Genomic DNA, 11,865 nt, shown 5'->3' with positions numbered 1-11,865 from the left:
GGCCGGAGAAGAAGGCGGGGGAACGTGGTTCGCCTCTCGCCCCATGTCAATCGCCGGGCATCAAAACGCGATAAGGTTGATATATACGGTCAATGCGCTTTAAGGTAGCGTCGTTCATCCAGCGAGGAACATGCATGCAAAACTCTGACGCCCGTCATGCCACCGCTCCCCGAACGACCGACGACAGCGCTGGGGTCCAGGCGGACCATCCCTTCCGGGAGTATATCAGCGCGATGGCGCGGCAACTCGCCCAGCTTGCACGCTCCGAGGGCGACGGCGACGAAGTTCTGGCAAATGTGCTGGAACAGGCCGCGATGCTCGCGACCGGCCCGCGCGACGAGGGGCTCACCGCGACGCCAATCCACCAGGCAACAGGCGCGCACGCCCAACCAGGCTGAGCTCCAGCAGGGCGCCTGAAACCACGGCAACCGGCAGTCCCAGCGAGCGTGCCAGATCGTCGCGCGGCGTCGGCGTCGGCGACAGCAGGGCTTCGACCGCGCCGAGGGTGGCCTTGTCGAGATCGGCGGAAATCTCGACGGGAGCCGGGGGACGGGGCTTGATCCGCGCCGCCCGCAGGGTGCCGAGCGCGTCCAGCACATCCTCGACCCGTTCGCACAGGGTTGCCCCGTCCCTGAGCAGGGCATTGGGACCCCGCGACCGCGGATCCAGCGGCGACCCCGGCACGGCGAACACCTCGCGCCCCTGTTCGGCGGCCAGCCGCGCGGTGATCAGGGAGCCTGAGCGGATTTCGGCCTCGACCACGATCACGCCGCGCGACAGGCCCGAGATGATCCGGTTGCGCCGTGGAAAGTCGCGGGCCTGGGCCCGGGTGCCCGGCGGGCTCTCCGACAGGATACCGCCCTCGGCCACGATCCGGTCGTACAGATCCTGATTGTCGGAGGGATAGACGTCGTCGACGCCGCCGCCCAGCACGGCCACCGTGCCGGTCGACAGGGATCCCCAGTGCGCGGCCGCATCGATCCCCCGGGCGAGGCCCGAGACGACGGTCATTCCCGCCTCGCCGAGCTGCGATGCCAGCCCCCGGGCGATCCGTTGGCCCCCGGCCGAGGCAATGCGCGCGCCGACGATGGCCACGGCCTCCGTCTGAAGAGCATCGAGGCTGCCTCTCGCCCATAGAACCGGCGGGGCCGGGTCGACCGCGGCAAGTGTCTCCGGATAGTCGGCGTCGCCGATGACCAGCAGTCTGGCGCCGAGGGCCTCGCCGGCGGCGATCTCTGCCTCGATCCGGTCGCGGGGGGCGGCGGTGTAGGCGGCGCCGCCAGCCTTGCGGATGACGCCGGGCAGGGCGACGAGGGCCGCTTGCGCGCTGCCGTATCGGGCGATCAGCTGGGCGAAGGTGACAGGGCCGATCCGCTCGCTGCGGGCCAGTTGCAGCCGGGCAATCCTTTCGGCTGCCCCCGGGGCCATCAGGCCGACTTCGTACCGATCCGGGGCTCCTTGCCCTTGATCAGCCGGATGATGTTGTCGAAGTGCCGCAACCAGATCAGCGCCATGGCCGCCAGTGCCAGCAGGAAGACACTGTTCGAGGTCGGCAGGTTCAGGACAGCAAGGGGCATCAGGGCGAGGATCGGCGTAACCAGCGTGGCGACCAGGGCCGAAAGGGACGACACCCGGAACACGGCAGCGGTCAGCAGCCAGACCGCCGCCGCAACCAGCCCCAGCGGCCAGGCTGCGGCCAGCATCAGCCCAAAGAAGGTGGCGACACCCTTGCCGCCCTTGAAGCCCAGCCACACGGGATAGAGATGGCCAAGGAAGGCGGCGCCCCCGGCAAGGGCCGCCACCGCATCATTGTCGGTGACGGCGCGTGCGATCAGCAGGGCGACGGCCCCCTTGCCGGCGTCGAGGATCAGGGTGGCCAGGGCCAGATCCTTGCGGCCGGTGCGCAGGACATTCGTCGCGCCAATATTGCCCGAGCCGATCTTGCGGACGTCACCGGCCCCCGCCGCGCGCGTCAGGAGCACCCCGAACGGAATGGAGCCGAGCAGATAGCCGCCCAGCGCCGCGGCCAGCAGCGTCAGCACCGCGATTCCCGCCAGATCCTGCACCTGATTCGGTCTCCCTTAATTCAGGCGGAGACGATGAGGCCTCGCAAGCGGGGCTGCAAGTCAGGTCGAGAAGATCGACCGCCCGCCGACCCAGGTGCGCTCCACCCGTCCCTGAAGGCGGCGATTGTCGAAGGGCGAGTTCTTGGATTTCGACCGCAGGGCGTCGGCGTCAATCACCACGGGGGCATCCGGGTCGAACAGGATCAGGTCGGCGGGCGCGCCTTCGGCCAGTCGTCCGGCGGCCAGTCCCAGCAGGTCAGCCGGGCCGGTCGTAAGCGGCCTCAGAACATCCAGCAGCGGCAGGTCATCCTCGTGATGGAGCCCCAGCGCGGCGGGAAGCAGGGTCTGCAGGCCCACAGCCCCGGGTGCCGCTTCGGCAAACGGCCGACGCTTGTCTTCGGCAGGCGCGGGCGAATGGGCCGAGGTGATGACGTCAATCCGGCCGTCCCGAACGGCTTCGATCAGCGCCAGCCGGTCGCTCTCGTCGCGCAGCGGCGGGTCCAGCCGGTAAAAGGTCCGATAGTCGCCGATGTCGACCTCGTTGAAGCGCAGGTGGTTGATCGAGACACTGGCGGCGACCTCCAGCCCACGCAGACGGGCCCGGTCCAGCGTCTCCAGCGCGCCGGCTGTGGAAATCTGGTCGACGAGGAACCGCACACCGGTCTGTTCGACCAATGCCAGATCGCGCTCCATCTGCATGCGCTCGGCGATGGCCGGCACCGACGACAGGCCCAGCCGGGTGGCCAGTTCGCCCGAGGTGGCCACCGCGCCCTTTGACAGCCAGGGATCGTGGGGGCGACAGGCGATCAGGGCGTTGAAGGCCGTGGCATAGGCCATGACCCGCATCAGCGTCCCGCTGTCGGCGATGACTTGGTCGACGTCCGTGAAATAGAGGGCGCCGGCCTCCTGCATCAGGCCGATCTCGGCCATCAGCTTGCCCTCGCAGCCCTGGGTCGCTGCGCCAGCCGTCAGGATGTTGACCAGCCCCAGCGCCGCACCGCGCCGCTGGATAAAGTCGACCATGGCCGGGTCATCGACCGCCGGCGCGGTGTCCGGCTGGATCACCAGTGTGGTCACGCCCCCGGCGGCCGCCGACAGGGCGGCGGACTTGAGGGTCTCCTTGGGCTCGGCGCCCGGTTCGCCGGTCTTGACCCGGATGTCGATCAGGCCGGGCGACAGGCACAGGCCGCCCGCGTTGATCGTCTCCGCGTCATCGGACGGGACAAAGGCGGCACTGCGGACCACGTCGGCGATCCGGCCATCCGCGATCCGCACGGCGCCCGGGCCATCATAGCCGCTCTCGGGGTCGAGCAGCCGGGCATTCACGATCCAGACCGACGCGCTCACAGTCCGGCCTCCTCGCGCCGCAGGGACAGCCCCGCCAGCACGGCCATGCGCGCCGAGACGCCCATTTCCACCTGGGTCTGGATCAGCGATAGCACCGGATCGTCGGCAATGTCGGAGTCGATCTCGACGCCGCGGTTCATGGGCCCGGGATGCATGACCCGCACGCCGGGCGCGGCGACCTTCAGTTTCTCGCGGTCCAGCCCCCAGAAGCGGTAGTATTCACGGGTCGACGGGACCAGGGCCCCCTGCATCCGCTCCAGCTGCAGGCGCAGCATCATGACGACGTCACAGCCGTCCAGCCCCTGACGCATGTCGTGATAGACCTCGCAGCCCCAGCGGTCGGCATCGCCCGGCACCAGCGTCGGCGGCCCGACCAGCCGCACCCGGGCCCCCATCATCGACAGCAGGGCCACATTTGAACGGGCCACCCGACTGTGGGCCACGTCCCCACAGATGGCGATCGTCAGCCCACCCACGTCGCCGAACTCGCGTTTCAGGGTCAGCAGGTCCAGCAGGGCCTGGGTCGGATGTTCGTGCCGGCCGTCCCCCGCATTGACCACGGCGCAGCCCACCTTTTGGGACAGCAGGTCGGCGGCGCCCGAGGCCGAATGGCGCACCACCAGAATGTCCGGCTTCATGGCATTCAGGGTCGCCGCCGTATCGATCAGGGTCTCGCCCTTGGCCACTGACGACGAACGCGGGCTCAGGCTGACGACATCGGCGCCCAGCCGTCGCGCCGCAATCTCGAACGACGCACTGGTGCGGGTCGAATTCTCGAAGAACAGGTTCACGACCGTGCGCCCGGCCATCAGGTCCAGCGACTTGGCCGAACCCTGGTTCAGCTCGACAAAGCCGTCGGCCAGATCCAGCAGCTCGCGCGCGGTCTGGGCATTCAGATCTGTGACGGACAGGAAATGGTCGCGGGGAAACGGCCTCAGCCGTTCTTGAATGACAGTCAGAAGGTCTGAGTCAGGGCGAGCCATCGACGGGCGGCTATAGTCGCATGTGCGACAAAACGGAAGCGCGAACCGCGATCAGGTGCGCAGACTGTCCAGCGCGCCCTGCAGGATCCAGGCGGCAGCATTGCGGTCCACCACCTGACCGCGCCGTGCCCGGCTCATGTCCATGTCGTCGATCAGAAACCGCTCGACAGCCGTCGTCGACAGCCGCTCATCCCAGAAGGCGACCGGAATATCCCGCAGGCGGTCCAGATTGCGGGCAAAGGCGCGGCTGGACTGGGCACGCGGGCCCTCTGACCCGTCCATGTTGAGCGGCAGGCCGATGACCAGCGCCGTCGCGCGGCGGCTTTCCATCAACCGGAGCAGTGCGTGAGCGTCGTCGGTGAACTTCGTCCGGCGGATCACTTCGAACGGCGAGGCGATCATGCGCGTGGCGTCCGAGGCCGCGACCCCGATCGTCTTGCTGCCGAGGTCCAGACCCAGCCACGGGGTGCCGGGCGGGCAGTGGGCGGCGAGGTCAGGCAGGGCATGGACGGACACGCGGCAGGCGATAGGCCTTGCCGCTTGGGCTGGCAAGGCCGAAGCTGGTCGCGGGAAACGGGAGGACGGGTATGAAACGGATCATGATTGCGGGCACGTGCGGGCTGCTGATCAGCGGGCTTGCCGGGTGTGATCGCCTGTCGGCCGCGTGGGAGGGGTTCAACAACCCCGGGCCCGCCGAACGCCCGTCGGTCGCGCCGGGCTCGCCGCCAGCGCCCACCCCGGGCGGCGCCCTGGTCGAGGTCGGTCAGGCCGTCGTTCTGCAACCCGAGACCGACGACGCGCTCCAGACCGCCGCCGCCGTGGTCGCCCTCGACTATCTGCCGGATCAGGGTGATCTGACCGCCAAGATGTTCGGAACTGCCGGCGGCGATCCGGCCATGAACGGCCTCTATACCTATGTCGCCTTTTACCAGAGCCCGGCCGAAGGCTGGCGGGTGTTCCGCATCGGCGACTATCTGGACTACCAGATCCAGGCCGTCTCGGCGGGGCGTGTCGAGCTGCGGCTCGGCGAAAGCGTGATGGATCAGGCCACCAGCGAGATCGGCAGCCGCCAGACCGCCGTCATCCTCAGCTTCACCCCCGGTCCGGACGGGGCGGTACCCGAGACGGTGACCGTAACGCCCGCGCGCTAGGCTGTACGCCGCCGCCTTGTGAAACCGGGTCTGTCCCGCTAATCCCGCCGTGTCGGGCCGCGTGCCCGTTCACCCGTGTTGTGGAGAGGCCGGAATGGCGATCGACGCCGCGACGGTGCGCAAGGTGGCGCATCTCGCCCGTATCAAGACCCCCGAAGAGCGGCTGGAGCCGCTGGCCCGCGAGCTGAGCGGCATCCTGGACTGGATCGAGCAGCTGAACGAGGTCGACGTCGACGGTGTCGAACCCATGACCTCGAACGTGGCCCAGCCGCTGCGCCTGCGCGAGGATGTGGTCACCGACGGCGACAAGGTCGCCGAGGTGCTCTCCAACGCTCCGAAGTCGGCGGATGGCTTCTTCGTCGTGCCCAAGGTGGTCGAATAGCATGTCCGACCTGACCAAACTGACCCTCAAGGCCGCGCTGGACGGGCTCAAGGCCCGCGATTTCTCGTCCGAGGAAATCGCCCGTGCCTTTGTGGCCAATATCGAGACCGCCAACCCGGCCCTGAACGCCTATGTCGTCCAGACGGCCGACAAGGCCCTCGACATGGCCCGCGCCTCCGACGCCCGGCTGGCGAAGGGCGAGGGTGGCGCGCTGGAAGGCGCGCCGCTCGGCATCAAGGATCTGTTCTGCACCGACGGCGTCCAGACGACTGCCGGCTCGAACATGCTGAAGGGCTTTGTCCCGCCCTACGAATCGACCGTCACGGCCAACCTCTGGGCCGACGGCGCGGTCATGCTGGGCAAGCTCAACATGGACGAGTTTGCGATGGGGTCGTCGAACGAGACCTCGGCCTTCGGTCCCGTCCGCAATCCGTGGAAATCAAAGACATCGAACGCAGAGCTGACGCCGGGTGGTAGCTCGGGCGGTTCCGCCTCGGCGGTTGCGGGTGACCTGTGCCTGGCCGCCACGGCCTCGGACACCGGCGGCTCGATCCGCCAGCCCGCCGCCTTTACCGGCACGGTCGGCATCAAGCCCACCTATGGCCGCGCCAGCCGGTTCGGCATGGTCGCCTTTGCCTCCTCGCTGGATCAGGCCGGGCCGATCACGAAGACGGTCGAGGACGCGGCCATCCTGCTGCGGTCCATGTGCTCGTTCGATCCGAAGGACTCCACCAGCCTCGACATCGACACCCCCGACTGGACCGCCAGCCTCGGCAAGGGCGTGAAGGGCCTGCGCATCGGCGTACCGAAGGAATATGTCGTCGACGGCATGCCCGCCGAGATCCAGTCCCTGTGGGACAAGGGCGTCGAGTGGCTGAAGGCTGCGGGCGCCGTGATCGTCGAGATCAGCCTGCCGCACACCAAATATGCGCTGCCGGCCTATTACATCATCGCCCCGGCCGAGGCCTCGTCGAACCTGGCCCGCTATGACGGCATGCGCTTCGGCCACCGCGCAACCGAGGCCAAGTCCCTGACCGACCTCTACGAGACCAGCCGTGCCGAAGGCTTCGGCACCGAGGTCCAGCGCCGCCTGACCATCGGCGCCTATGTGCTGTCGGCGGGCTTCTATGACGCCTATTACGTCCGCGCGCTCAAGGTTCGGCGCCGCATCGCCCAGGATTTCGACGCCGTCTGGGACAAGGTCGACGCCATCCTGACCCCCTCGACCCCCTCGGCCGCCTTTGCCCTCGGGGACAAGGAGATCGACCCGATCCAGATGTATCTGAACGACATCTTCACCGTTACCGCCAACCTCGCGGGCCTGCCCGGCATTTCGGTGCCCGCCGGCGTCGACAGCGGCGGCCTGCCCCTGGGCCTTCAGGTGATCGGCAAGGCGCTCGACGAAGCGACGGTCTTCCAGGTGGCAGATGTGCTGGAACAGTCAGCAGGGTTCGTCGCGAAGCCGGAGCGGTGGTGGTGACTCCAGTGTCGATTTCGGATTGGCTGGCTTGGGCGGGGCTTGTGGTGCCGTTGGCCGGACTGGCGTGGGCAGCCATCAGGTATGTTGAGAGCTCACGCTTGACCGAAATCCGCCTTCGTAATGAACGCGTGGAGCACTTGGAGCGAGTAATTTACAACACCCCGAAGCAGTATGGATTGGGCGCACAGCTGCTGGCGATTGATGAGCTCAAATCATATCGCAAGAGAAAAGCCGTTATATTGGAACTCGCTGAAGTCCTGAGAGAAGAATATGCCCAGCAAAACGCTCCTGTTCAGCTGCGCGCTGTCGAGGCTCTTATTCGGGACTTGCGCTCCTAAAGACGTTCGAGGACCCGTCTATTTCAAACCCATCTCGGCTCGAATCGAATGGTGAAAAGTCGTCGCAGGTCGGGCGACGATACTCGGCTTTGAAGATCATCCCCTCGCTCATTCCTGCGGAAGCGGGAACCCAGTCCTACAAAAAATATATCAAGCCCGATCAGGACATCGATGATCTCGCAGGCAAAACGCTGGGTCCCCGCTTCCGCGGGGATGAGCGGAGTAGAGGCCGGACTACTCTTCCAGCGCTTTGATGTCCGCGTCGATGGCGGCGATAATCGCGTCGGTCACTTCGCCCTCGGAATAGGGCATGACCTCGGCCAGGGTCATGTCCTCGAACTGGGGCAGGGCGGGGTGAGAGCCGATGCCCGGCAGGTGCTTTTCGAGGATAGCGGCGGTGTCCGGATCGGCCAGCAGCTCCTTGATCGGGCTGTCGACGGTGGGATTGGCGCGCACCGACACGACGGCCGCTTCGGTGGCGTGGGCCGGGGCGGTCAGGCCGGCGAGGCTGCCGGTGGCGAGGGCGGCGGCGGCGAGGGCGGAAATGAGCTTGGACATGGTGGGCGTCTCCGGGGTTAAACTCGTAGCCAGAGAACCCCGTTTTCACGACAGGCTCAAGACGGGATTCCCGCCCGGCCCGCGAAAACACCTTCACCCCGTGCAAACACCGTCCTAGAAGCAGGGCATGACTGACACCGCGACCACTACCAAACTGATCCAGGGCCGCACGGGCGACTGGGAAATCGTCATGGGGCTGGAGATCCACGCCCAGGTGGCGTCGAAGGCCAAGCTGTTTTCGGGCGCCGCCGTCGGCTTTGGTGCCGGCCCGAACGAACAGGTTTCGCTGGTCGATGCGGGCTTTCCCGGCATGCTGCCGACGCTCAACAAATTCTGCGTGGAACAGGCCGTGCGCACGGGCCTGGGCCTGAATGCGCAGATCAACAAATTCAGTCAGTTCGACCGCAAGAACTATTTCTATCCTGACCTGCCCACCGGCTATCAGATCAGCCAGCTGTATCACCCGATCGTCGGTGAGGGCGTGGTCGAGGTCGAGGCCGAGGACGGCAGCTTCTTCAACGTCGGCATCGAGCGCCTGCACCTGGAGCAGGACGCCGGCAAGCTGATCCACGACCTGTCGCCGACCGAGAGCTATGTCGACCTGAACCGGTCGGGCACCGCCCTGATGGAGATCGTCTCGCGTCCGGACCTGCGCACGCCCGAAGAGGCGGTCGCCTATGTCAAGAAGATCCGGACCATCCTGATCTATCTGGGCACCTGCGACGGCGACATGGAGAAGGGCAACCTGCGCGCCGACGTCAACGTCTCGGTGTGCCGCGCCGGGGGCTATGACGCCTTCAAGGCGACGGGCGACTTTAGCCATCTGGGCACGCGCTGCGAGATCAAGAACGTCAACAGCTTCCGCTTCATCTCTCAAGCGATCCAGTATGAGGCCCGCCGCCAGATCGAGATCCTCGAGGACGGTGGCTCGATCACCCAGGAAACCCGACTGTTTGACCCGGTGAAGGGCGAAACGCGCTCGATGCGCTCCAAGGAAGAGGCGCACGATTACCGCTACTTCCCGGACCCCGACCTGCTGCCGCTCGAGATCGAGCAGGCCTGGATCGACAGCATCAAGGCGTCCCTGCCGGAACTGCCTGACGCCAAGCGCAAGCGGCTGATGGCCGACTACGGCCTGTCGCAATACGACGCCATCGTGCTGATTTCGGAACAGGCCAAGGCCGACTATTTCGAGGCCGCCGCCAAGGGGCGCGATGCCAAGCTGGTCGCCAACTGGGTCACCAATGAACTGTCGGCGCGCCTGGCTGCTGACCATCTGGATTTCGACCAGAGCCCGGTGCCGGCCGCCCATGTCGCCGAGTTGGTGCAACTGATCGAGGAGGGGGTCATCTCGTCCAAGATCGCCAAGGAGGTCTTTGACCACGTCTGGAACGGCGAGGGCTCTCCCGCCGAGGTCGTCGAGAAACACGGCCTGAAACAGGTCACCGACACCGGCGCCATCGAAAAGGCCATCGACGACATCATCGCCGCCAACCCGGACAAGGCCGCCGCCGTCGCCGAAAAGCCGCAGGCCCTCGGCTGGTTCGTCGGTCAGGTCATGAAGGCCACCGGCGGCAAGGCCAACCCCGCTGCGGTCAACGAGATCCTGAAGGCCAAGCTGGGCATTGCCTAGTGCGCTGACGCTCGCGACGCGGTCGCTCGCTGCTTGAGCGCCATGGAAAAGGGCCCGGAGATCGATCTCCGGGCCCTTCGTCATTCAGGACTGACGCCTACCAGCGCCAGAAGTCGTAGACGACCTCGATGATGTAGCCGTCGTATTCGTCGATCAGATAGACGTGGTTGTCGACATAGACCCAGCGCGTGCCCTGGGGCGGGAAGCCCAGCCCGTAGGTGCGATAGTCATTTAGCTGATAGCGCCAGAAGATCGACGGCAGGTACTGGCCCTCGCTCCACCGCTGGTTCCAGTACTGGCGCGGCACCGAATAGTAGCCGTAGTCCGGGGCGAAGTAGAAGCCGACACGGACGCCGTAATAACCGCGGAACGAGCGGTGATTGCGCCACCAGTCCGACCGGTGACTGCGGTTCCAGTCACGGCGCCAGTTGTCCCGGTTCCAGCTGCGCCGGAACTCACGGTAGTCCCGACGGTCACGCCGGTTCTCGAAGCGATCCTCTCGACGGTCCTGGCGCCGGTCGGCCCGGTCGTCGCGCCGGTCGCCCCGCCACTCCCGCCGATCCTCGCGGCGCTCCCCGCGATCTTCCCGACGGTCGCCCCGCCACTCGCGGCGATCCTCACGCCGGTCCTGACGGTCGTCACGGCGATCCTCGCGGCGATCCTGACGACGATCCTGCCGGTCGTCACGGCGATCCTCGCGACGATCCTGGCGCGTGTCAGGGCGCGTGTCCGGACGGCGGTCTTCCCGGCGATCCTGGCGCCGGTCCTGACGGTCATCCCGCCGATCCTCGCGGCGATCCTGTCGGTCCTCACGACGGTCCTGACGGCGGTCGCCGCGATCCTGGCGCGGCTGTTGCGGAGGCTGCGTCTGCGGCTGCTGACGGTCCTCGCGGCGCTGCTCGCGTCGCTGGGTGCGCGCCTCGGTGCGGCGGTCGCCGCGATCCTGACGGGCCTCGGCCTGCTGGGCCTGGGCGACCGCAGGCGCGATGGCGGGAGCCATGAACGCCGTCAGGGCACTGAAGACCAGAAGAGTACGTTTCATCTCGATGTCCTTGTCGCCCCTGTCTGTCATCCCGATCGATGATCTGTCCCTAGGCTTGGCAGGGACAGGCTGAACCGTATGTGAACGAAATCTGACCGCGCCGCGGCCTTTTGTTCAGACACAGAAAACCCCGCGAGGCGAACCACGCGGGGCTTCCTGCCCAAACCTGCCGGGTGCCTACCAGATGTCCAGCACCAGGTCGGCGATGACGCCCGTGGCCAGGGCCACCAGCAGGATGTCATTGTCCGCATGGACCCAGCGATAGCCGCGCGGGGCGGGTCTCAAACCGTAATAGTGCGGGTCCCGCACATAATAGCGGTGATAGCTCGAGGGCAGGCGCGAGCCCCGTTGCCAGCGATAGCCGTAGTAGCGCGGCTCGACCCGATAATAGCCGTATCCCGGCGCATACCAGTAGCCGTTGCGATGCCCGCGATAGTCGCGGAAGTCGGACCGGCCGCGCCACCAGTCGCGATTGTTGCGATCCCAGCGGTCCGCGCGGCGATGGTTGCGATAGTCGCGACGGTCATCCCGACGATCTCCGCGCCAGTCGCGGCGGTCATCCCGGCGGTCACTGCGCCAGTCGCGCCGGTCTTCGCGGCGATCGCGTCGATAGTCCCGGCGGTCGTCGCGCCGGTCCTGACGCCACTCACGGCGGTCGTCGCGGTCGCGGCGGCTCTGGGCTTCGGCGATGGCGGGGACGGCCAGGGTGGCCATGGTGAGCGCGACGACGGCCGCGCGGGCAAGGTGTCTCATAACTCTACTCCGGTGAGGGGTCCGGTGGATCGACGGAGCCGATCCGCGATGGGCACAGGCTGTCGGGTCCGAAATGAACCCGACCTGAACGCTCTGGTCAGGAAGGCGTGGTGAGCCCCCTTGTGACGGCTC

At 67.0% G+C, this 11,865-nt stretch carries 14 protein-coding genes; 6 read left to right on the top strand and 8 right to left on the bottom strand.

Annotated elements, in window-relative coordinates; genetic code table 11:
• The first annotated feature begins 134 nt into the window (after nucleotides 1-134).
• Nucleotides 135-398 carry a hypothetical protein gene (locus V7672_RS14920; protein WP_335625359.1) on the top strand — a complete coding sequence of 88 codons (264 nt, stop codon included), beginning with the start codon at nucleotides 135-137 and terminating at the stop codon, nucleotides 396-398.
• On the opposite strand, the gene dprA is transcribed toward V7672_RS14920, so the two are convergent.
• Genes dprA through ruvX form a run of 5 tightly spaced genes read right to left on the bottom strand, consistent with a single transcriptional unit; the run spans nucleotide 346 to nucleotide 4,912 of the window.
• Nucleotides 346-1,428, bottom strand: a complete 1,083-nt coding sequence (gene dprA / locus V7672_RS14915) for a DNA-processing protein DprA (protein WP_335625358.1) — start codon at nucleotides 1,426-1,428, stop codon at nucleotides 346-348. The two genes, V7672_RS14920 and dprA, sit on opposite strands and share 53 nt — an antisense overlap.
• Nucleotides 1,428-2,066, bottom strand: a complete 639-nt coding sequence (gene plsY, locus V7672_RS14910; RefSeq protein ID WP_335625357.1) for a glycerol-3-phosphate 1-O-acyltransferase PlsY — start codon at nucleotides 2,064-2,066, stop codon at nucleotides 1,428-1,430. The genes dprA and plsY overlap by 1 nt, the downstream gene beginning before the upstream one ends.
• A gap of 60 nt (nucleotides 2,067-2,126) precedes the next feature.
• Nucleotides 2,127-3,413, bottom strand: a complete 1,287-nt coding sequence (gene pyrC, locus V7672_RS14905; protein ID WP_335625356.1) for a dihydroorotase — start codon at nucleotides 3,411-3,413, stop codon at nucleotides 2,127-2,129.
• Nucleotides 3,410-4,396: an aspartate carbamoyltransferase catalytic subunit gene (locus V7672_RS14900; RefSeq protein WP_335625355.1), complete on the bottom strand. Its 987-nt coding sequence runs from the start codon at nucleotides 4,394-4,396 to the stop codon at nucleotides 3,410-3,412. The genes pyrC and V7672_RS14900 overlap by 4 nt, the downstream gene beginning before the upstream one ends.
• 51 nt (nucleotides 4,397-4,447) lie before the next feature.
• Nucleotides 4,448-4,912, bottom strand: coding sequence for a Holliday junction resolvase RuvX (ruvX, locus tag V7672_RS14895; RefSeq protein WP_335625354.1), 465 nt, complete (start codon nucleotides 4,910-4,912; stop codon nucleotides 4,448-4,450).
• Nucleotides 4,913-4,983: 71 nt separating this feature from the next.
• On the opposite strand from ruvX, the gene V7672_RS14890 reads away from it, so the two are divergent.
• The 4 genes from V7672_RS14890 (at nucleotide 4,984) to V7672_RS14875 (ending at nucleotide 7,747) form a co-directional block, all read left to right on the top strand.
• Nucleotides 4,984-5,547, top strand: coding sequence for a hypothetical protein (locus V7672_RS14890; protein ID WP_335625353.1), 564 nt, complete (start codon nucleotides 4,984-4,986; stop codon nucleotides 5,545-5,547).
• Between the two features lie 94 nt (nucleotides 5,548-5,641).
• Nucleotides 5,642-5,929, top strand: a complete 288-nt coding sequence (gene gatC / locus V7672_RS14885; RefSeq protein ID WP_123286599.1) for an Asp-tRNA(Asn)/Glu-tRNA(Gln) amidotransferase subunit GatC — start codon at nucleotides 5,642-5,644, stop codon at nucleotides 5,927-5,929.
• 1 nt (nucleotide 5,930) lies between these two features.
• Entirely contained in the window at nucleotides 5,931-7,409 is a 1,479-nt protein-coding gene (gene gatA, locus V7672_RS14880) for an Asp-tRNA(Asn)/Glu-tRNA(Gln) amidotransferase subunit GatA (RefSeq protein WP_335625352.1), read from the top strand.
• Nucleotides 7,410-7,507: 98 nt separating this feature from the next.
• Nucleotides 7,508-7,747, top strand: coding sequence for a hypothetical protein (locus tag V7672_RS14875; protein WP_335625351.1), 240 nt, complete (start codon nucleotides 7,508-7,510; stop codon nucleotides 7,745-7,747).
• A gap of 234 nt (nucleotides 7,748-7,981) precedes the next feature.
• Here the strand turns inward: V7672_RS14875 and V7672_RS14870 are convergent, their stop codons facing one another.
• The gene (locus V7672_RS14870) at nucleotides 7,982-8,305 is read right to left on the bottom strand and encodes a hypothetical protein (protein ID WP_335625350.1); all 324 of its coding nucleotides are present in this window, start codon (nucleotides 8,303-8,305) and stop codon (nucleotides 7,982-7,984) included.
• Between the two features lie 127 nt (nucleotides 8,306-8,432).
• Between V7672_RS14870 and gatB the strand changes: the two genes are divergently transcribed.
• Nucleotides 8,433-9,938, top strand: coding sequence for an Asp-tRNA(Asn)/Glu-tRNA(Gln) amidotransferase subunit GatB (gene gatB / locus V7672_RS14865; protein WP_335625349.1), 1,506 nt, complete (start codon nucleotides 8,433-8,435; stop codon nucleotides 9,936-9,938).
• Nucleotides 9,939-10,035: 97 nt separating this feature from the next.
• Here the strand turns inward: gatB and V7672_RS14860 are convergent, their stop codons facing one another.
• Nucleotides 10,036-10,980, bottom strand: a complete 945-nt coding sequence (locus V7672_RS14860; RefSeq protein ID WP_335625348.1) for an RcnB family protein — start codon at nucleotides 10,978-10,980, stop codon at nucleotides 10,036-10,038.
• A gap of 177 nt (nucleotides 10,981-11,157) precedes the next feature.
• Nucleotides 11,158-11,733 (bottom strand): RcnB family protein, encoded by a 576-nt coding sequence (locus V7672_RS14855; protein WP_335625347.1) that lies wholly within the window; start codon nucleotides 11,731-11,733, stop codon nucleotides 11,158-11,160.
• Between the last annotated feature and the right edge of the window lie 132 nt (nucleotides 11,734-11,865).

This window comes from Brevundimonas sp., assembly GCF_036963785.1.
Classification (GTDB): domain Bacteria; phylum Pseudomonadota; class Alphaproteobacteria; order Caulobacterales; family Caulobacteraceae; genus Brevundimonas.
This window is presented reverse-complemented; position numbering and strand designations above follow the sequence as displayed.